Source organism: Ectothiorhodospira variabilis, from assembly GCF_022227625.1.
Classification (GTDB): Bacteria; Pseudomonadota; Gammaproteobacteria; order Ectothiorhodospirales; family Ectothiorhodospiraceae; genus Ectothiorhodospira; species Ectothiorhodospira haloalkaliphila.
In genome coordinates this window covers 1-19,754 of sequence record NZ_JAJNAO010000011.1, presented here as the reverse complement: position 1 = coordinate 19,754, position 19,754 = coordinate 1, and the positions used below count along the sequence as shown (strand labels likewise).

The following is a 19,754-nucleotide window of genomic DNA, read 5'->3' as shown; positions in this document are numbered from 1 at the left end:
ACCTTAGGCCTCGCTGCGCTTGCGGCTGCGGCGCCGACCGGAACGACTCTTGCTTTTGCCCTTATCCTTGTCCTTCGACTTACCCTCCTCGTGGGCCGTGGCAGCCGCCTTTTCGGCCTTGTCCTTCCTGCGGCCACGACTCTTGCCGCCTTTGCCGCCTCCCTTGCCATCTCCGGGCTCTTCCTCACCCGGCGCGGGGATGAAGTCGATCTTGCGGTCATCCAGATTGACCTGGGCCAGTTGCACACGAATGGGATCACCCATGCGGTAACGACGGCCGCTGCGTTCACCCTTGAGACAGTGGGTGGCCGGGTCGAAGTGGTAATAGTCGTTGGAGAGGCTCGTCACGTGCACCAGGCCCTCCACGTAGATGTCCTTGAGCTCCACGAACAGACCAAATGAGGTGACGGTCTTGACCACGCCATCGAACGCCTCGCCCACACGGTCCTGCATGTACTCGCACTTGAGCCAGGCCTCCACGTCCCAGGAGGCTTCGTCGGCACGACGCTCTGCCATGGAGCAGTGCTCACCCATGGCGACCATATCCGCCTTGGTATAGGTGAACTCCTTGGGCTTGCCGCCCTGAAGCACATGGCGGATACCCCGGTGCACCAGCAGGTCCGGATACCGGCGAATCGGCGAGGTGAAGTGCAGATAATCCTCGTGGGCCAGACCGAAGTGACCCAGCCGCTCCGGGCTGTACACGGCCTGAGACAGAGAGCGCAGCAGCGCCATCTGCACCAGGTGGGCATCGGGCCGCTCCTTCACCGAGTCCAGCAGTTCGGCAAAGTCTGCCGGGCTGGGTTCATCACCCCCGCCCAGGGACAGACCCAGGCCACCCAGGTATTCACGCAGATCGTTGAGCTTCTGGGCGCGCGGCCCTTCGTGCACCCGGAAAAGTGTGGGCATGCGATGCCGCCGCAGGAACTTCGCCGTGGCCACGTTGGCCGCGATCATGCACTCCTCGATGATCTTGTGGGCGTCGTTGCGCTCGTAGGGCACGATGCGCTCGATCTTGCGATCCTCACCGAAGATGATGCGGGTCTCGGTGCTCTCGAAGTCGATGGTGCCCCGGTTGTCCCTAGCCTTGCGCAGCAGCTTGTAGAGGCCGTAGAGGTTTTCCAGGTGCGGCACCACGGCCTCATGACGCTCCACCGCCTTGGGGTCACGATCCACCAGCACCCGGGCCACGTCGGTATAGGTGAGCCGGGCATGGGAGCGCATCACCGCCTCGTGAAAATCGTAGTCCGTGATGCGGCCTCGGGAATTGATGGTCATTTCGCAGACCATGCAGAGACGATCCACATCCGGATTCAGGGAACACAGGCCGTTGGAGAGCACTTCCGGCAACATGGGAATGACCCGATCCGGGAAGTACACGGAAGTGCCCCGGTTATAGGCCTCCTTGTCCAGGGCATCCTCTGCCTGCACGTAGTGAGAGACATCGGCGATGGCCACCCACAGCTTGTAGCCGCGTCGCCCAAGGGATTCGCAATACACGGCATCGTCAAAGTCCCGGGAGTCCTCGCCGTCGATGGTGACCAACGGCATCTCGCGCAGATCCAGACGAGCCTTCTTGGCGGATTCCGCCACCTGGGCGCCGAAGGCATCGGCTGCCTCGGTCACCTCTTCCGGCCATTCAAAGGGCAGACCGTAGTTGCGCACGGCAATGTCGATCTCCATCCCCGGCGCCATGTGCTCGCCCAGCACCTGAACGATCTGGCCAATGGGACGGGTGCGCTTGGAAGGCTGTTCGCGGATATGCACCACGACAATCTGACCCGGCTCGGCACCGCCCAGGCATTCCGGCGGTATCAGGACATCCTGAGGCAGTCGCTTGTTGTCCGGGTCCACAAAGCCGATACCCCCTTCCACCGTGAGACGCCCGACGATCTGCTGGGTGTTGCGCTCCAGCACTTCGATCACAGCCCCTTCCCGGCGGCCGCGGCGGTCGATGCCGATCACCCGGGCCACGGCCCGGTCACCATGCATCAGGGCCCGCATCTGCCGGGGAGAGAGGAACAGATCGTCCTTGCCTTCGTCAGGGATCAGAAAGCCGAAGCCGTCCGGGTGAGCGGAGACCCGACCACGTACCAGATCGCACTGGTTCACCGGCAGCCAGCCGCCAGCCCGGTTGCACACCAGCTGGCCATCCCGCTCCATGGCACGCAGACGACGCGTCAGGGCCTCGAGATCCACGTCTTCCTGGAGCTGCAGCCGCTCGGCCAGGGGTTCGAAGTTGATGGGCCCATCCGCATCCTCGATCACCTGGAGGATCAGTTCACGGCTGGGGATGGGGCGTTCGTACTTCCTGGCCTCTCTGTCGAAGTTGGGGTCCTGGGGAATCGTTTTTTTCTTTCTTGTCATGTAGTCGCCAAATAATTTTAAGCTGGGGTGTTGACAAACATCCCCGATCGTTTAGAATGCGCGCTCATCTGAAATGCAGGACACACCTGCCTCAGGCCGAGGTGGCGGAATTGGTAGACGCGCTAGTTTCAGGTATTAGTGGGGGAGACCCCGTGGAGGTTCAAGTCCTCTCCTCGGCACCATCTTTGTGATGAAACGGCCCGCGAAAGCGGGCCGTTTTCGTTTGAAGGGGCGAATTGTACGCCTTTTGTCCGGTAATTCCCAGCGCCATGCGGGGCATGCCCGTGCCGGCGCACCCCCCTGCCCTTCCTCTCCGAACCATACACTTCAGACGCCACCCTGGGTATCCGCCACGTTCCCGAACGCCCCGGACCCGGAATGGGGTCCAGGAGGCAGTCGGAAATCGTCCATTGCGGGAGGCAACACCTAGCTTCTGGATTGGGCGATACGGTTGCGCACCGCCTTCTCCAGTTCCAGGATGATGAAGAGCACCACACCCACGCCGAGCATGATGCCCCAGGCGTACAGACCCACCGCCGTGCTGTCGAAGAAGAACTGCATGAACGGCGCGTAGGTGAAGATCATCTGCAGGGTCACCACCACCAGGATCGCGATGGCCACGGCACGGGTACCGATGAGCCCCTTGAGGGTGAGGGAGCGCACCTTCAGGGAGCGAACGCTGAGCAGGTAGAACACCTCCATGATCACCAGAGTGTTCACTGCATGGGTGCGGGCCGCATCGATGCTGTAGCCGGCCTGGATGGACCACAGGTACATGCCGAAGATACCGGCCAGAAACAGGACCGAGACGAACAGGATGCGCCACACCAGGAACAGGGAGAGTATCGGCTCCCCGGGTTTGCGCGGCGGCCGGCTCATCACATCCTTCTCGGCCGGCTCGAAGGCCAGGGCCATGGCCAGGCCCACCGAACTGACCATGTTCACCCACAGCACCTGCAGGGGCGTGATGGGCAGGGCCATGCCCAGCATGATGGCAGCAATGATGGAACCCGACTCTCCGCCGTTGATGGGCAGCAGGAAGGTGATGGCCTTCTTGAGATTGTCGTAGACCCGCCGCCCTTCGCGCACCGCATGGGCGATGGAGGCAAAATTGTCATCCGCCAGCACCATCTCCGAGGCCTCCTTGGCCGTTTCGGTGCCGTTGCGCCCCATGGCCACGCCCACATCCGCCTGCTTGAGGGCCGGGGCGTCATTGACTCCATCGCCGGTCATGGCCACCACGTAGCCATGCCACTGCAGGGCGCGAACCAGGCGCAGCTTGTGCTCGGGCGCCGCTCGGGCGAACACATCCACCCGAGGCACGGCCTCGCGCAGGGCCTCGTCGTCCATGCTGTCGATATCCCGGCCGGTGAGCACCTCATCGGCATGGGCCAGGCCCAACTGCCGGGCGATGGCCTGGGCCGTGCCGGCGTGGTCACCGGTGATCATCTTCACCCGGATACCCGCCTGCTGGCACTCTGCCACCGAGGTGATGGCCTCCTCGCGGGGCGGATCGATCAAGCCGAACAGTCCCAGGAATTCGAATTCAGAGCCCAGCTCGTCGAACTTGATTTCCCGCTGACCGTTATCACTCTTGCGCCGCGCCACCGCCAGGATCCGTTCCCCCCGATTGGCCAGTTCGTCCACCTTGGCCAGCCAGTGATCCTTGTCAAGCGATTCTTCTCCGGACACCCGGGAACACATCTCCAGAATCTGCTCCGGGGCCCCCTTCACATAGATCATGCCGTTGCCGTCATGATCATGGTTCAGGGTGGCCATGAAGCGGTGTTCGGATTCAAAGGGCACCACGTCCGTGCGCGGCCAGTGCTTGTTGAGCTGTTCCATGTTCAGGCCGGCCTTCATGCCGGCGGTGAGCAAGGCCCCCTCCATGGGATCGCCTTCCACCACCCACTGGTCATCGCGCTTGTACAGACTGGAGTCGTTGCACAGGACCATGGCGCGGATGACCTCGCCCAGGGCAGCGTCATCATCCGGGTCCACCTCTGCACCGTCTCGCTCAAAGGCCCCATGGGGGTCGTAACCCACACCCGTGACTTCGTAAAAGCCCCCCGCCAGGGCCAGGGAGCGCACCGTCATCTCGTTACGGGTGAGCGTGCCGGTCTTGTCGGAACAGATGATGGACACCGAGCCCAGGGTCTCCACCGCAGGCAGTCGCCGGATGATGGCATTGCGTGAGGCCATGAGCTGCACGCCAATGGCCAGGGTCACGGTGAGGATGGCCGGCAGCCCCTCGGGGATGGCGGCCACCGCCAGGGCCACGGCGGCCATGAACATCTCCACGGCGCTGTAATCGCGCACCAGCAGACCGAAGCTGAACACCATGGCCGCCAGCATGACGATGGCCAGGGTGAGCCAGCGGGCGAAGGTGTTCATGGCCTTGATCAAGGGGGTGGTGAGGGTCTGCACCTCAGAGAGCATGCCGCTGATGCGACCGATCTGGGTGCGAGCGCCCGTCTCCACAACAACGCCGGTGGCTTGTCCGGCCGTGACCAGGGTGCCGGAAAAGGCCATGGACAGCCGGTCACCCAGTTCTGCCTCAGACTCCACCGGATCGACGCCCTTGTCCACGGGCACGGACTCGCCGGTCAGCACTGCCTCCTGCACCTGAAGGCCCTTGACCTTGATCAGGCGCAGGTCCGCCGGCACCTTGTCACCCGGCTCGATCAGCACCAGATCGCCGGGCACCAGCTCCTCGGCCGGCACCGTGGAACGATGACCTGCGCGACGCACCGAGGCATGGGGGGAGAGCATGTCGCGGATGGCGTCCAGGGCCTTTTCCGCCTTGCCCTCCTGCACGAACCCGATGATGGAGTTGAGCAGCACCACCGCCAGGATCACGCCGGTGTCCACCCAGTGGCCCAGCAACGCCGTGACCAGGGCGGCACCCATGAGCACGTAGATCAGCAGGTTATGGAACTGCGCCAGGAAACGGCGCAGCGGACCCCGGGTGCGGGGCGACGGGAGACGGTTGGACCCATGGACCTCGCGTCGCCGCTCCACCTCGTCTTCAGCGAGACCCTCTTCGGGTGTCTCCAGTGTCTTCAGGACGTCTTCCGGCTCCAGATGATGCCAGGAGCGCTGCTCGGGGGATTCCTGTTCCTCGGACATGGCGGGACTCTTTTGAGAATGGGCGGCCCAGGGCCGCACCCACACGACCTCCCGGGGCATGACACCCCGGGAGGCGTGGGACTATACGAAGGAGTTAAGCGAACGGATGGCGCTTGAGGATGGTCTGACCGCGGTCCGGGCCAGTGGAGATCATGTCCACGGGAACCCCTGACACCTCCTGGATACGCTCCAGATAGGTCCGGGCGTTGGCGGGCAATTGGTCATAGTCGGTGACCCCGACGGTGGACTCCTGCCAGCCCGGCAGTTCCTCGTAGATGGCCTCGCATTCGGCGTAGGCATCGGCGCCTGCTGGCGGCTCGGTATGCACGACGTCACCACAGCGGTAGCCCACGCAGACCTGCAGGGTTTCCAGACCATCCAGCACGTCCAGCTTGGTGACGCACAGGCCACTGATGCTGTTGATGGCCACCGCGCGCTTGAGGGCCACGGCATCGAACCAGCCACAACGACGTGGCCGACCCGTAGTGGAACCGAATTCATGGCCACGATGGGCCAGGTGCTCGCCCATGGCATCGAACAGTTCGGTGGGGAACGGACCGGCGCCCACACGGGTGGTATAGGCCTTGGTGATGCCAAGCACGTAATCCAGATCCAGGGGACCCACGCCACTGCCGGTGCACACGCCACCGGCAGTGGTGTTGGAAGAGGTCACGAAGGGATAGGTGCCATGGTCGATGTCCAGCAGGGTGCCCTGGGCCCCCTCGAACATGACCGATGCCCCCTGCTCGCGCAGCTGGCGCAGGCGCTCGGGCACATCCATGATCATCGGGGCCAGCTCTTCGGCCACTGCCAGGGAGTGTTCCAGCACCGCCTGGAAGTCCAGGGTCTCGGCCTTGAAATAGTGCTTGAGCACAAAGTTATGATAGTCGAGCACCTCACCCAGCTTGGCGGCGAAGCGCTCCCGGTGGAACAGATCCCCCAGGCGCAGACCGCGGCGCGCCACCTTGTCCTCGTAGGCCGGGCCGATGCCCCGACCAGTGGTACCGATGGCGGCATTGCCACGGGCTTTTTCACGAGCCTGGTCCAGCATGACATGGTAGGGCAGGATCAACTGGCAGGATTCGGACAGGCGCAGGCGCTCACGCACCGGCACGCCGTTCTTCTCCAGCATGGCCATTTCCTTCATCAGCGCCTCGGGGGAGAGCACCACGCCATTGCCGATCAGGCACTGCACATTGTCGCGCAGGATGCCCGAGGGGATGAGGTGCAGCACCGTCTTGCGACCGTCGATCACCAGGGTATGGCCGGCATTGTGCCCACCCTGAAAACGCACCACGGCAGCGGCTTCCTCGGTGAGCAGATCCACCACCTTGCCCTTGCCTTCATCGCCCCACTGACTGCCCAGGACCACCACGAATTTACTCATGTTCAAGCGTCCACCACTGTCCACTGATTATTGGATTTGACCAGCACCCGGTCACAGCCCATGGCGGCGGCATCCGCCGTCTGACCTGATAAGCCCTGAATCACCCGTTCCCCCTCCCGGCGCAGACGGGTGACCGTCGCTGCCAGGGAGGTATCCGGGTCTGCCGGTGCGAAGATGGCCCGTGCCGGGGTACTCTCCGGCTGCCCGGAGAGCCGCACCAGCGTCTTGAGATCGGCACTGAAACCGGTGGCCGGGCGGGCTCGACCGAACACCCGGCCAATATCGTCATAACGCCCACCCCGTGCCACTTCCTGACCGTTACCCGGCCTGTAAGCGGCGAATACCAGGCCGGTGTGATAATGATAGCCCCGCAATTCGGCCAGATCGAAATGCAGCAGGACGGCCGGATATCGGGCGCGCAGACCCTCGGCCAGTTGCTCCAGGTCGTCCAGGGCACGGCTCACGAGATCCCCTGCCCCGGCCAGCACCTCACGAGCACGCGCCAGGGTCTCGTCGCCCCCATTGAGTTCCGCGAGGGCCGAGAGGCGACGGCGCGGCGCATCCTCCATGGCCAGTCCGCCAAGATACTCCCGAATCTCCGGCAGTGCCTTGCGTTGGAGCATGTCAAACAGGGTTATTTCCTGGTCCGGGTCCATACCTGCCTGGACTGCCAGTGCCCGATAAATCCCCACATGCCCCAGGTCCACCAGAGGTGTATCCACCTGGCAGACATCCAGGGTCTCCAGCATGAGGCTGAGGATCTCCAGATCCGAGTCCAGGCCCGAGTGGCCGTACAGCTCAGCGCCCACCTGCAGCAGGCTGCGGGAACCGGCAAAGCCGTCGGGTCGAGTGTGCAGCACCGTGCCCATGTAGCACAGGCGAGAGGGGGCTTCACACTTGAGCCGGTGGGCATCAATCCGGGCCACCTGGGGCGTCATGTCTGCCCGCACACCCATCAGCCGACCGTTGAGTTGGTCGGTGAGTTTGAAGGTTTGCAGATCCAGGCCCCGTCCCGTCCCGGTCAGTAACGATTCCAGGTATTCGATGAAGGGCGGCATGACCAGCTGGTAGCCCCAGCCATGGTAGAGATCCAGCAGTTGACGTCGGCAGGTTTCAAGGCGTTCCGCCAGGGGCGGCAGGGCCTCTTCCACACCTTCGGGAAGCAGCCAGCGATTGGAATCGGTCATGTCACTCAATCAAGGTCATTTGAAATTCCGGGTGCGTGCGGCATTGGGGATGACGTTCAGCCACGCACCCACCAAAGCAACAAGGCCCCCAGTACCAGACTGGCGAGACCCACGCCGCGCAGCACCGAATCGGGCAGCTGCGCCACCTCAAGCAGGGTGCGGCGCAGCCCGGCGGGGTTGATAAACGGAAGCAGGCCCTCGATCACCATCAGCAATGCGAGGGCCGCCAGCAGATCAGACCACATGGGAGGTCGAGTCAGATCGGGTCGTGATTAATCCCCAGCTCGCGCCTGGTTCCCCAAGGGATCCCGGAAGTAACGGAAGAACTGGGAGTCCGGCTCCAGCACGAAGACATTCTCCGGGCCCGCCATGGTGTTGCGGTAGGCCAGCAGGCTCCGGTAGAAGGCGAAGAACTCCTCATCCTGCTCATAGGCCTCCGCAAAGGTGGCCGCGGCACCGGCATCACCCTCACCCCGGATGCGTTCCGCATCCCGATAGGCGTTGGCGATGATCACCGTGCGATCACGGTCGGCACGAGCCCGGATGCGCTCGCCCTCTTCACGGCCGCGGGCACGGAAGTCCTGGGCGATACGTTCACGCTCGGCTCGCATGCGGGCAAACACGGATTCGCTCACCTCGTCAGGGAGGTCCATGCGCCGGATGCGCACATCCACCAGCACCACACCCAGCTCCGCTGCAGTATCCAGCGCCTGCTGACGCACGGCACCCATGATGGTGATGCGCTCACCGGAGACCACTTCTTCCAGTGTGTACTTGGCAAACTCGTTACGCATGCCGTCCCGAAGGATCTGGGTCATGCGTTCCTGCGCATTGCGCTCGTCCCCCCGGGTGGCCCGGAAGAACTGACCCACGTCATCGATGCGCCATTTGGCATAGAAGTCGACGATGACGTTCTTGGCCTCACTGGTCAGAAAACGGTCCGGCGGGATATCCAGGGTCAGTACACGGGCATCGAACTTGCGCACGTTGTTGACGATGGGAAACTTCAAATGCAGCCCCGGCTCCGGGTCCACACGCTTGATTTCACCCAGGCTGAAGACGATGACCCGCTCTCGTTCATCCACGGTAAAGGTGGACAGGGCCACAATCACGGCCGCAACGGCTAAGACAATCGCTGCGATCCTAAACATCAACGCACCTCCCGTGAACGGGGATCAGGACCAGACCGCTGGCCAAGGCTTGGCAACGGCGTCGTCGGTCGGGTAGACAAGCTGGACGCGCCCGAGCGGGAACCCCCTTCCGCCTGTCCGGCGGACATCTCACCCCGCAGGATCTTGTCCAGGGGCAGCATCATCAGATTGTTGCTGCTGCTCACATCAAGAAAGACCTTGCCCGTGGAGCCCAGCACCACCTCGGTGGTCTCGATGAACAGACGTTCGCGGGTCACCTCCGGGGCATTCTGGTATTCGGCCAGCAACTGGGTGAAGCGTGACGCATCACCCTCGGACTGAGCGATCACCTGTTCCCGATAGGCCTCGGCCTGCTCGGTCAGTCGGGCAGCCTCACCACGCGCCTGAGGCAGGATGGTGTTGGCGTAGGCCTCCGCCTCGTTACGGAAACGCACCTCGTCCTCACGGGCACGGATGGCATCTGCGAAGGCCTCCTGCACCGGCTCAGGCGGCTGAGCCTGCTGCATGCTGACAGCCGTGACCGCAATGCCGGTGCCGTAGGAATCCAGGGCATCCTGGATCACCACTCGCGCGGAGGTGGCCACTTCCGCGCGCCCCTCACCCAGGATGAAATCCAGGCGGTTCTTGCCAATCCGCTCGCGGATGGCCGATTCCATCACCTGGCGGGCGGTGGAGTCCGGGTTACGCACGTTGAAGAGGAAGTCCACCGGATCCATCACCCGGTATTGCACGGCGATGTCCACGTCGATGATGTTCTCATCGCCGGTGAGCATCAGGGCGCGGTGCTGGATGGAACGGATGTTATCCACATCCACGATTTCCACCCGTTCGATGGGATAGGGCAGATGCCAGTTGGGGCCCGGGGTGGCCACGGAGGTGAAGGAACCAAAGCGCAGCACCACGCCGCGCTCCCCTTCACTCACGATGAAAAAGCCCGAAGCCAGCCAGATGACCAGGGCCAGGATGACCGCAAGGCTGATCCCGGCCGAGGCATGCTTGCCCAGACCGCCACCGCCGCCGCCTTCCCCGCCACTACCACCGCCGAACAGGGCGTTGAATTTGGAAGAGAGTTTCTTGAGGACCTCATCGAGATCCGGAGGGCCCTGATTCCCGCCGCCGCGGTTACCACCGCCGCCCCAGGGATCCTTGCCGTTGTTTCCTGGTTCATTCCAGGGCATGTGCTGACTCCGTCGAAAACGCGATCATTCGTCTGAAAGGTTGAGTGGCCCTGGCGTCCCTACCCCGGCCAGCCACGCAAGCGGCCCATTCTAGTCTTGAGACAGTTTCGGTGTGAACCCTGCATCCCGAAAAAGTTCATCCAGGCGGCGCTGCGGCAGACGGATCCGCAGCCGCCAGCCGCCGCTTTCGGTGACCTCTTCCTGCTCCACCGCATCCATCTCGAACAACCCGGCCCGTTCGCGACCCGCCGTGGGCGGCAGTTCAAGCCAGCCGCCCACGATGGACTCGGCATAGTGATCGGCCAGCATCTCCAGCAAGGCATCCACCCCTGCGCCGGTCTGGGCCGATAGCCACACCCGGGCGGGCTCTCCATGGTCGGCCGGCTCGATGCGCGGGGTTGCGCCAGGAATGAGGTCAATCTTGTTGAACACCAGGATCTGCGGCACTTCGCGAGCGCCAATCTCTTCGAGCACCTGATTCACCTGCTCCATGTACACATCCCGCTGGGCGTCGTGGGCATCCACCACATGCAGCAGCAACGAGGCTTCCCGGGTCTCGGTCAGGGTGGCCCGAAAGGCCGCCACCAGATCATGGGGAAGTTGCCGCACGAACCCCACCGTATCGGCGAGGATCATGGCCTGTTGCGAGGGAAGCTCCACACGCCGCAGGGTTGGGTCCAGGGTGGCGAAGAGCTGATCCGCAGCATAGACCCCCGCCTGGGTAAGCCGGTTGAACAGGGTGGACTTGCCGGCATTGGTGTACCCCACCAGGGAGATGGTGGGCACCTCGGCCCTCAGTCGCGAGCGTCTGCCCTGCTCCCGCTGCTGCTCCACCTTCTCCAGGCGACGGGTGATCTGCTTGATGCGCACACCCAGCAGGCGCCGGTCGGTCTCGAGCTGGGTCTCACCGGGACCGCGCAGGCCGATCCCCCCTTTCTGGCGTTCCAGGTGAGTCCAGCCACGCACCAGCCGCGTGGACATATGGCGCAACTGTGCCAGTTCCACCTGCAGTTTGCCCTCGTGGGAGCGCGCACGCTGGGCGAAGATATCCAGGATCAGCCCGGCACGATCCAGCACGCGGCATTGCAGGAGTTTTTCCAGGTTTCGTTCCTGGCTTGGGGAGAGCGGGTGATCGAAGATGGCCACCTCGGCCTCTTCGCTCTTCACCAGGTCGCGAACCTCCTCTGCCTTGCCGCTGCCCACGAAGTAGCGCGGATCCGGTGACTTGCGACTCCCGGTGATCAGGCCGACGGGCTCGGCGCCGGCGGAGCGCACCAGTTCCATGAACTCCTGGCAGTCCTCGTCATCATCCTGGGTGGGCAGATTCAGGTGCACCAGTACGGCGCGCTCGCCGCTGCGGGGTCTTTCAAACAAGATGTCGCTGAAACCTCAGTACAATAAAGGAGGCAACGGCCACCACAGGAGGCCGTCGGAACGTGATCAGGACGGGCTGTCCTGTTCGGCATCATCGGCCATGGCCATCTTGACCGGTCGGGATGGCACGATGGTGGAGATGGCATGCTTGTAGACCATCTGGCTCACACTGTTCTTGAGGAGCACCACGAATTGATCGAAGGAATCGATCTGACCCTGCAGCTTGATGCCATTCACCAGGTAGATGGACACCGGAATGCGCTCCTTGCGCAGGGTGTTGAGAAAGGGTTCTTGTAATGTCTGCCCTTTTGACATGGCTTGCTCCCGGGTTGGGTCATCTTTTGTTGTTGTTCCGACAATCGGGCCGTCGGCCCGACGAAGCGTCGGAGCCCTGATTCTAGCACACGCCTCCCCACGGTTATCGTGGGTCGTTCACATGCGCGGTCACTGCCTGAAAGATCCCCTCATGGTCCAGCGTCTCAGGATCGTACTGACGGGTCTGGGGGTAACTTCGCAGCCAGGTCATCTGCCGCTTGGCCAGTTGACGGGTGGCAGTGATCGCCTTTGAGACCATGGCCTCGTCATCCAGTTCACCCTCCAGACAGGCCCATGCCTGGCGGTAGCCCACGGCCCGTATGGATGGCATCTGCGGGTTCAGGTCACCGCGGGCCTTGAGGGCACGCACTTCATCCATGAAGCCGGCCTCCAGCATGGCATGAAAGCGCCGGGCGATACGTTCCCGCAACTGGGTGCGATCCGCCGGCATGAGCGCCAGGCGCAGGACATCATAGGGGAGTTGCGAGGCCCGCGGCTGGGCATGAAACGAGGACAGGGGCTGCCCGGTGAGTTCGAACACCTCCAGGGCGCGCTGCAGTCGCTGCGGGTCATTGGGGTGGATGCGTGCCGCCGAAACCGGATCCACCCGGGCCAGGGCCAGATGCACACCCTCCCAACCCGCGTCGGCAGCCAGGGCATCAATGCGGGCACGCACCACTGGATCGGCATCGGGCAGGGTATCCAGGCCGAAATCCAGGGCCCGGAAATACAGCATGGTGCCCCCCACCAGCAGGGGCACTCGCCCACGGGCGGTGATATCCGCCATGAGCGTCAGGGCATCCTCGCGAAAGCGCGCCGCGGAATAGGTCTCGGACGGGTCCAGGATATCCACCAGGTGATGCGGTGCTGTCCGCAGGATGTCCGGCGAGGGCTTGGCCGTGCCCACGTTCATGCCACGGTAGATCATGGCCGAGTCCACGCTGATGATCTCGCAGGGCAGGCGTTGCGCCCACTCCACCGCCAGCTCCGTCTTCCCGGTGGCGGTGGGGCCCATGAGAAAGATCGCCGGCGGTGCGGCGGGAGACAGTGTCCCTGTCACCTATCGACCCCGCATGAACAGACGATCCAGTTCACCCATGGACAGGGCCACCCAGGTGGGGCGGCCATGATTGCACTGTCCGCTGCGTTCGGTGGCCTCCATGTCCCGCAGCAGGGCATTCATCTCCGGCAGGGTGAGCGTGCGGTTGGCGCGCACCGACCCATGACAGGCCATGGTACCCAGCAGGGCATTGATGTGTTCCTCCACCCGCGATGACTGGCCGTGGGCGTGCAGATCAGCAATCACATCCCGAACCAGGGAGGCGGCATCCCCACCCACCAGCAGGCTGGGGATCGCCCGCAGACGTAACTGCTCCGGCCCACTGCGGTCGATCTCCAGCCCCAGGGTGCGAAAATCCTCCTGATGGGCCTCGGCCAGATCTGCCTCGGCACGACTCACCTGAAGGGTTTCGGGTATCAAAAGTGGCTGGGACCTGACGCCCTCCCCCCAATAGGCCTTTTTCAGGCGCTCGTAGGTGATGCGTTCATGGGCGGCATGCATGTCCACCAGCACCAGCCCCTCCCGGTTACGGGCCAGGATGTACACCCCGTGGAGCTGGGCCAGGGCGAAGCCCATGGGTGGCTCATCGGCGGGGGATTTCTCCGTGCCGGTGGCCGTATCGTCCGTTTCTGACCCGGTTACGGCGTTCATGGCGGGGTCGATGACCGGCCCATCCGGATGCAGGCGGCGGTAGGCCTCCATGGACTCGGCCACATTCAGCGGCAGGCGAGCCTGCCGCCCCGCCCAGGCGGGCGCCGCCCCAGAGGGCCGGACATGATCCGTCCGAGACCCGGCAGGGGCCGGTGTCTCGTCGAGGCCATGGGCCCCGGGCACCTGGGCCTGGCCCGCTTGTCCGGCCTGGTCGACGCCCGATACCCCGGTGGATAAAACTGCTTCCGCTTCCGCGGCGGGCCCGGTGGGTGCCGACGATGCACCGGGTCGCAATTCCCCCAGGGCCCGATGCAGGCTGCGAAAGAGAAAGTCGTGCACCAGGCGGGACTCGCGAAACCGCACCTCATGCTTGGCCGGGTGGGCATTCACATCCACCAGGGCCGGGTCCAGCTCCAGAAACAGCACATAGGCCGGATGCCGACCGTGGTAGAGGACATCCTGATAGGCCTGGCGCACCGCATGGGTGACCAGCCGATCCCGCACCATGCGGCCGTTCACGTAGAAATACTGCAGATCGGCCTGACTGCGGGAAAAGGTGGGCAACCCCATCCAGCCCCACAGACGCAGCCCGGCCCCCTCCTGTTCCATGAAGGCCGCCTGTTCCAGGAAGGCCTCACCGCAGATCTGCCCCACACGGCGATCCCGGGTCGCGGCATCCTCGGCCGCGGGCAGGCGCAGGGTGGACTTGCGATTGTGGTTGAGATCAAACCCCACGTCGAAGCGGGACAGGGCCAGGCGGCGAACCACCTCTTCCAGGTGGCCGTATTCGGTGCGTTCGGTGCGCAGGAACTTGCGCCGGGCCGGAACATTGAAGAACAACTCCCGCACATCGATGGTGGTACCCACCGGATGGGGTGCTGGCTCGGGGGCCTCGAAGCGGTCGCCGCCATCCCCCTGCAGGGCCCAGCCGCTGTCCTCGCCCGCCACGGAGGAAGTGAGGGTCAGTCGCGATACCGAGGCGATGCTGGGCAGCGCCTCGCCCCGGAAGCCCAGGCTGCCCACCCGTTCCAGGTCATCCAGGCTGGCGATCTTGCTGGTGGCGTGGCGTGACAGGGCCAGGCACAATTGTTCCCGGGGGATACCGCAGCCATCATCCCGCACCCGGATACGCCGCGCCCCACCCTGCTCCACGTCCAACTGAATGCGCCGCGCTCCGGCATCGAGACTGTTCTCCAGCAATTCCTTGACCACGGACGCCGGACGCTCCACCACTTCACCGGCGGCGATCTGATTGATCAGTTGCGGGGGGAGTTCATGGATGGGCATGATCCCTTCAGCCCCCTCGCGGGATCTCCAGCACCTGCCCGACGCGGATCACATCACTGTTCAGGTTGTTATGGCGGCGCAGCTGCGTCAGCGACACCTGGTAACGACTGGCAATGGCCGACAGGGTCTCGCCGCTCTGGATCACATGGCGGCCACGGCGGTTCTCCGCCAGGATCGTCCCGGGCGGCGCGTGGCTGGAAAAATAATCCCTCAAGCCACCCAGCAGGGCCTCGGCCATGGACTGCTGGAACGCCGCCGTCTTGAGCTTGCGTTCCTCCTGGGGGTTGGAGATGAAGGCCGCCTCCACCAGCACGGAGGGCACATCCGGGGAGCGCAGGACGGCAAAACCGGCCCGTTCCACGCGGGCACGACGCACCTTGCCTACCCGATGCATCTCACCGATGAGGGAGTCCGCCAGGGTATTGCTGGCCTCCAGGGTGGCGGTCTGGGAGAGATCCAGCAGCACCGAAGCCAGAACGTCGTCCTTGTCGCTGATGGGCACGGCACCCAGCCGGCTGTCGGCCTCGTTCTCCCGCTGAGCCAGCCAGCGGGCCGCCTCACTGGTGGCGCCTCGTTCGGAGAGCATGTACACGGAGGAACCCTGGGCCCGGGAATCCGGCGCCGCATCCGCGTGGATGGAAATGAACACGTCGGCATGATTCTGGCGGGCGCGGCGAATACGCTCCCGCAGGGGCAGGAAATAGTCACCGGTGCGGATCATCACCGGCTTCATACCCGGCTCTTTTTCCACCAGCTTTTCAAGCCGCTTGGCGATGGCCAGCACCACGTCCTTCTCGTAGGTGCCTCCCGGACCGATGGCGCCGGGATCCTTGCCCCCGTGACCGGCATCGATCGCCACGATCACTTCCCGGGACCGTGGCCTCTCCTCGCCCACGGCTGGAGAGGCATCGGGCGTGCCCGCTCCCTCCTGTTGCAGGTCGATCACCAGGCGATGACCGCTGTCATCGGTGGGGCGGAGCAGAAAACTGCGGGGGTTGGCAGGGCGGCTCAGATCCAGCACCACACGCAGATCCTCGTCATTGCGGGTGGCATGACGCAAGCCCTCCAGGGGGCCCTTGGCCTCGTCCCGCAAACGCAACTCCCCGGTCAGACGGGCCTGACGCAGGTCGATGACCACCCGATCCGGGTCGCTCAAGGTGAACAGGGCATGGTCCACCGGCCCCGAGAGGTCAAACACCAGCCGCGTGACTTCGCCATCCATGGAAGTGCGCAGGGCCTGGACACGCGTCTGGCTGCTGGCCAGCACGGTGGCCGGCCACCACCCACCGGCGATGGTCGCACCCGAGGCGTACAAAAGGCACTGCAAGAACCGCCGCCGTCTGGCCTGATTGATCGAACCGGTCACAACCCTGACCCCCATGAGGAAACACTTCCACACTATAGTGTGGCTGAAACAGGGCCGATTGCAAGCCCGAAAGATCTGCAATATTAGCCAGATAAGCGTTCATTTTCGGGTGGATTCTCCAGGATGCGTGCCACCCATTCCCTGCCGGCATCGGTACCGGACGACAGTTCAAGGCGCCGACCCTCGCCGCTGGCCGACAGGCTCAGCACCAGATCCGGGACAGGCAGCCAACCCTCTCCCTGGCTGGGCCACTCCACCAGATTGAGGGTGGCGTCGTCCATGTCCTCCCGCACCCCCAGGTACTCCAGTTCTTCCGGATCGGCCAGACGATACAGATCGAAGTGCAGGATACGACGCCCGCCGATCTCATAAGGTTCCACCAGGGTGTAAGTGGGGCTCTTCACCGGGCCGACATGCCCCAGGGCCCGCAGGAAGGCACGCACCAGGGTGGTCTTGCCGGCCCCCAGATCCCCCTGGAGAAAGACCAGCCCCCGCAGCGGGCAGGTGGCGGCCAGGCGGGCACCGAAGGCCCGGGTAGCCTGTTCATCGGGTAGTTCCTGCATCATGGGTTCACCGTGAATCGAAGAGCATCCAGAAGATCTGTCGCCAGCAGGCCCCGTTCGCCCGCCACGGCAGCCCGATCCGCCGCGGCGGCATGGACACACACGCCCAGGGTGGCCGCAGCTTCCAGATGTGACAAGGCCCCGCCTTGAGACATGCCCGCCTCAGGGAGTGCCTGGGCCACCAGACCGGCGATGACCCCGGTCAGCACGTCGCCCATGCCGCCACTGGCCATGCCCGGGTTGCCCGCATCACAGATCTGCAGGCCGGCTGACCCGTGGACCAGGGTACCGGCACCCTTGAGTACACAGGTGCCCCCGTAGCGCTGGCCCAGCAAGGCGGCGGCGGCGGGACGATCGCCCTGTACCCGGGCGCTGTCCAGGCCAAGAAGTCGGCCCGCCTCCCCTGGGTGGGGCGTCAGCACCCAGTCGTCCCTGCGCAGCGGTCCGGCCGCCAGCAGGTTCAGGGCATCGGCGTCCACCACCAAGGGACCGCCCCATTGCGATACCCGTTGCCACAGGGCGCGCCCCCAGACCCCCTGCCCCAGACCCGGGCCCACGGCCACCACCGAAGCCCTGTCCAGGAGGGCATCCAGGTCCGGGACATTCTCGATGCCATGGCACATGAGTTCCGGGCGCGCCATGGGAATCAGGGCCGCGTGGGCCGGATGGGTGGCCACGCTCACCAGCCCCGCCCCAACCCGCGCCGCCGCTTCGGCCGCCAGGCGCACCGCGCCCGGCATGCCCGCATCGCCGCCCACCAACAGCACGTGACCGAAGTGCCCCTTGTGGGCACCACGGCGACGCGGGCCCAGGCATCTCAGGGTGCCCTCATCCCGGTGCCAGGCGCCGGGAACCTGGGACTGGTGCACGGCGGCGGGCACATCCAGGTCACTGTAATGAATGCGTCCGCATTGCTCGGGGCCTGAACCGGTGAACAGGCCCTGCTTCAATCCGATGAAGGTCACGGTGGCCTGCGCCTCGACGGCACAGCCCATCACCGCACCGGTGTCCGCGTTCAGGCCCGAGGGGATATCCAGGGCCAGCACCGGGACTGCGGAGGCATTCATGGCCTCGATCAGCTCCGCCATGCCCCCCTCCACGGGTCGCCCCAGCCCCGTACCCAGCAAGGCATCCACAATCACATCGGTTCCCCGCAAGGCTCCCGCCGCATCTGCCGCAAGGGGAGTGCCACAGGCCTGCCAGTCCTGCCAGGCCCGCGCGGCATCGCCTTTAAGGGCCTTGGGATCCGTGGCCGCCACCACGCGCACTCCCAGCCCCGCCTCCTGGGCCAGGCGGGCCACCACATAGCCATCCCCTCCGTTGTTGCCGGGGCCGCAGACCACGGTGATCACATGGGCCGCTGGCCATTGCGCACGCAGCACCGACAGGCTGGCGGCACCAGCGCGCTCCATCAGGGTATAACCGGCAATGCCATGATCCTGGATGGCGCAGCGGTCCATGTCGCGCACCTGTTCGGCGGTGTACAAGGCTATGGGAAGCATCGGGATGACTCTCGTGGGCACGGGCTCAATGGTAGGGCCGGCGAGCGCCACGCCGCAAACCAACTGTATCGCGGGTTCTCTCATGGCGTATCCTGTGCGTACAGTCGTTTCGCCCGGCCTGCGCCATGCCCCTGCCCCCTCACATCTCTCCCCAGAGCCTCGCCAATCAGATCAGGAACTGGGGCCAGGCACTGGGCTTCGATGCCGTGGGCATCAGTGACACGGCTCTGGGTGAACACGAAACGCATCTGATCAACTGGCTCGAACGCGGTCGTCACGGCACCATGGACTACATGCAGCGCCACGGTACCCTGCGTTCGCGCCCTGCGGAACTGGTGCCGGGCACCCTGCGAATCATCTCGGTACGGATGCAGTACCTGCCGGCCAGGGCCCGGGATGCCTGGGAGGTGCTGGAACAACCCGAGGCGGCCTTCATCACCCGCTATGCCCTGGGGCGGGATTATCACAAGCTGATGCGCCGGCGTCTGCAGACCCTGGCCACACGCATCGAAGAGGCCATCGGCCCCTTTGGTTACCGCGCCTTCGTGGACAGTGCCCCGGTGCTGGAGAAGGCCCTGGCCGAGAAGGCCGGCCTGGGATGGATTGGCAAACACACCAACCTGCTCAGTCGCGAGGCGGGCTCCTGGTTCTTTTTGGGGGAACTCTATACCGACCTGCCGCTACCGGTGGACCCGCCGGGATCCGAGCACTGTGGCCGCTGCCGCGCCTGCATGGACGCCTGCCCCACCGGCGCCATCGTGGCGCCCTTTGAACTGGATGCGCGGCTGTGCATCTCCTACCTGACCATCGAGCACTCAGGGTCGATCCCCGAGCCCCTGCGACCACTCCTGGGCAACCGCATCTATGGTTGCGATGACTGCCAGCTGGTCTGCCCGTGGAACCGCCGCGCCGCGCTGGGGGTGGAACCGGACTTCGAGGCTCGCCACGGGCTGGATGATGTCTCGCTGGTGGATCTATTCGCTTGGGATGAGGCCACATTCCTCAAGCGCACCGAAGGCTCCGCGATCCGCCGCATCGGCCATGAGCGCTGGCTGCGCAACCTGGCCGTGGCCCTGGGGAATGCCGGACCTTCCGGGGAGGTGGTGGCCGCCCTGGAAGCCCGGGCGGGGCATCCTTCGGCGATGGTGCGGGAGCATGTGGTGTGGGCGTTGGAGCGGCAGGTGAAGTGAGGCGTGGTGCCCGCCGTTCCCCCTCATCCCCGGCCCTTCTCCCCGAC

At 64.7% G+C, this 19,754-nt stretch carries 15 protein-coding genes and 1 tRNA gene; 2 read left to right on the top strand and 14 right to left on the bottom strand.

Annotation, left to right across the window (positions count from 1 at the left end; all coding sequences use genetic code 11):
• Positions 1-3: 3 nt before the first annotated feature.
• Complete coding sequence (rnr, locus tag LPW30_RS11375; RefSeq protein WP_239680896.1) at positions 4-2,367, bottom strand: ribonuclease R; 2,364 nt, start codon at positions 2,365-2,367, stop codon at positions 4-6.
• Positions 2,368-2,462: 95 nt separating this feature from the next.
• Between rnr and LPW30_RS11370 the strand changes: the two genes are divergently transcribed.
• Positions 2,463-2,549 (top strand) — tRNA-Leu (locus LPW30_RS11370).
• Between the two features lie 244 nt (positions 2,550-2,793).
• Here LPW30_RS11370 and LPW30_RS11365 read toward each other — a convergent pair.
• The 13 genes from LPW30_RS11365 to LPW30_RS11305 form a co-directional block, all read right to left on the bottom strand.
• Entirely contained in the window at positions 2,794-5,496 is a 2,703-nt protein-coding gene (locus LPW30_RS11365) for a cation-transporting P-type ATPase (protein ID WP_025280798.1), read from the bottom strand.
• Between the two features lie 94 nt (positions 5,497-5,590).
• Positions 5,591-6,883 (bottom strand): adenylosuccinate synthase, encoded by a 1,293-nt coding sequence (locus LPW30_RS11360; protein ID WP_025280797.1) that lies wholly within the window; start codon positions 6,881-6,883, stop codon positions 5,591-5,593.
• Between the two features lie 2 nt (positions 6,884-6,885).
• Entirely contained in the window at positions 6,886-8,070 is a 1,185-nt protein-coding gene (locus LPW30_RS11355; RefSeq protein WP_025280796.1) for an ATP phosphoribosyltransferase regulatory subunit, read from the bottom strand.
• Positions 8,071-8,126: 56 nt separating this feature from the next.
• A complete protein-coding gene (locus tag LPW30_RS11350) occupies positions 8,127-8,315 on the bottom strand; it encodes a DUF2065 domain-containing protein (protein ID WP_025280795.1) in 189 nt (62 codons plus the stop codon).
• A gap of 27 nt (positions 8,316-8,342) precedes the next feature.
• Positions 8,343-9,221 (bottom strand): protease modulator HflC, encoded by an 879-nt coding sequence (gene hflC / locus LPW30_RS11345; RefSeq protein WP_025280794.1) that lies wholly within the window; start codon positions 9,219-9,221, stop codon positions 8,343-8,345.
• Positions 9,221-10,399: an FtsH protease activity modulator HflK gene (gene hflK / locus LPW30_RS11340; RefSeq protein WP_025280793.1), complete on the bottom strand. Its 1,179-nt coding sequence runs from the start codon at positions 10,397-10,399 to the stop codon at positions 9,221-9,223. Before hflK ends, hflC begins: the two co-directional genes overlap by 1 nt.
• A 90-nt stretch (positions 10,400-10,489) precedes the next feature.
• Positions 10,490-11,773 (bottom strand): ribosome rescue GTPase HflX, encoded by a 1,284-nt coding sequence (gene hflX, locus LPW30_RS11335; RefSeq protein ID WP_025280792.1) that lies wholly within the window; start codon positions 11,771-11,773, stop codon positions 10,490-10,492.
• A 66-nt stretch (positions 11,774-11,839) separates the two neighbouring features.
• Positions 11,840-12,088, bottom strand: a complete 249-nt coding sequence (gene hfq / locus LPW30_RS11330) for an RNA chaperone Hfq (protein WP_025280791.1) — start codon at positions 12,086-12,088, stop codon at positions 11,840-11,842.
• Between the two features lie 103 nt (positions 12,089-12,191).
• Positions 12,192-13,103 (bottom strand): tRNA (adenosine(37)-N6)-dimethylallyltransferase MiaA, encoded by a 912-nt coding sequence (gene miaA / locus LPW30_RS11325; RefSeq protein ID WP_338018818.1) that lies wholly within the window; start codon positions 13,101-13,103, stop codon positions 12,192-12,194.
• A gap of 45 nt (positions 13,104-13,148) precedes the next feature.
• Positions 13,149-15,086, bottom strand: a complete 1,938-nt coding sequence (gene mutL, locus LPW30_RS11320; protein ID WP_239680895.1) for a DNA mismatch repair endonuclease MutL — start codon at positions 15,084-15,086, stop codon at positions 13,149-13,151.
• Between the two features lie 7 nt (positions 15,087-15,093).
• Positions 15,094-16,467 (bottom strand): N-acetylmuramoyl-L-alanine amidase, encoded by a 1,374-nt coding sequence (locus tag LPW30_RS11315; protein WP_238624131.1) that lies wholly within the window; start codon positions 16,465-16,467, stop codon positions 15,094-15,096.
• A gap of 68 nt (positions 16,468-16,535) precedes the next feature.
• Positions 16,536-17,018 (bottom strand): tRNA (adenosine(37)-N6)-threonylcarbamoyltransferase complex ATPase subunit type 1 TsaE, encoded by a 483-nt coding sequence (tsaE, locus tag LPW30_RS11310; RefSeq protein WP_239680894.1) that lies wholly within the window; start codon positions 17,016-17,018, stop codon positions 16,536-16,538.
• The gene (locus LPW30_RS11305) at positions 17,015-18,517 is read right to left on the bottom strand and encodes an NAD(P)H-hydrate dehydratase (RefSeq protein ID WP_239680893.1); all 1,503 of its coding nucleotides are present in this window, start codon (positions 18,515-18,517) and stop codon (positions 17,015-17,017) included. Before LPW30_RS11305 ends, tsaE begins: the two co-directional genes overlap by 4 nt.
• A 125-nt stretch (positions 18,518-18,642) precedes the next feature.
• Between LPW30_RS11305 and queG the strand changes: the two genes are divergently transcribed.
• Positions 18,643-19,707 carry a tRNA epoxyqueuosine(34) reductase QueG gene (queG, locus tag LPW30_RS11300; RefSeq protein WP_239680892.1) on the top strand — a complete coding sequence of 355 codons (1,065 nt, stop codon included), beginning with the start codon at positions 18,643-18,645 and terminating at the stop codon, positions 19,705-19,707.
• The last annotated feature ends 47 nt before the right edge of the window (positions 19,708-19,754 follow it).

Coding starts and splice junctions, on each gene's coding strand:
- rnr (WP_239680896.1), bottom strand. CDS start 2,367: ATGACAAGAAAGAAAAAAACGATTCCCCAGGACCCCAACTTCGACAGA.
- LPW30_RS11365 (WP_025280798.1), bottom strand. CDS start 5,496: ATGTCCGAGGAACAGGAATCCCCCGAGCAGCGCTCCTGGCATCATCTG.
- LPW30_RS11360 (WP_025280797.1), bottom strand. CDS start 6,883: ATGAGTAAATTCGTGGTGGTCCTGGGCAGTCAGTGGGGCGATGAAGGC.
- LPW30_RS11355 (WP_025280796.1), bottom strand. CDS start 8,070: ATGACCGATTCCAATCGCTGGCTGCTTCCCGAAGGTGTGGAAGAGGCC.
- LPW30_RS11350 (WP_025280795.1), bottom strand. CDS start 8,315: ATGTGGTCTGATCTGCTGGCGGCCCTCGCATTGCTGATGGTGATCGAG.
- hflC (WP_025280794.1), bottom strand. CDS start 9,221: ATGTTTAGGATCGCAGCGATTGTCTTAGCCGTTGCGGCCGTGATTGTG.
- hflK (WP_025280793.1), bottom strand. CDS start 10,399: ATGCCCTGGAATGAACCAGGAAACAACGGCAAGGATCCCTGGGGCGGC.
- hfq (WP_025280791.1), bottom strand. CDS start 12,088: ATGTCAAAAGGGCAGACATTACAAGAACCCTTTCTCAACACCCTGCGC.
- miaA (WP_338018818.1), bottom strand. CDS start 13,103: ATGGGCCCCACCGCCACCGGGAAGACGGAGCTGGCGGTGGAGTGGGCG.
- mutL (WP_239680895.1), bottom strand. CDS start 15,086: ATGCCCATCCATGAACTCCCCCCGCAACTGATCAATCAGATCGCCGCC.
- LPW30_RS11315 (WP_238624131.1), bottom strand. CDS start 16,467: ATGGGGGTCAGGGTTGTGACCGGTTCGATCAATCAGGCCAGACGGCGG.
- tsaE (WP_239680894.1), bottom strand. CDS start 17,018: ATGATGCAGGAACTACCCGATGAACAGGCTACCCGGGCCTTCGGTGCC.
- LPW30_RS11305 (WP_239680893.1), bottom strand. CDS start 18,517: ATGCTTCCCATAGCCTTGTACACCGCCGAACAGGTGCGCGACATGGAC.
- queG (WP_239680892.1), top strand. CDS start 18,643: ATGCCCCTGCCCCCTCACATCTCTCCCCAGAGCCTCGCCAATCAGATC.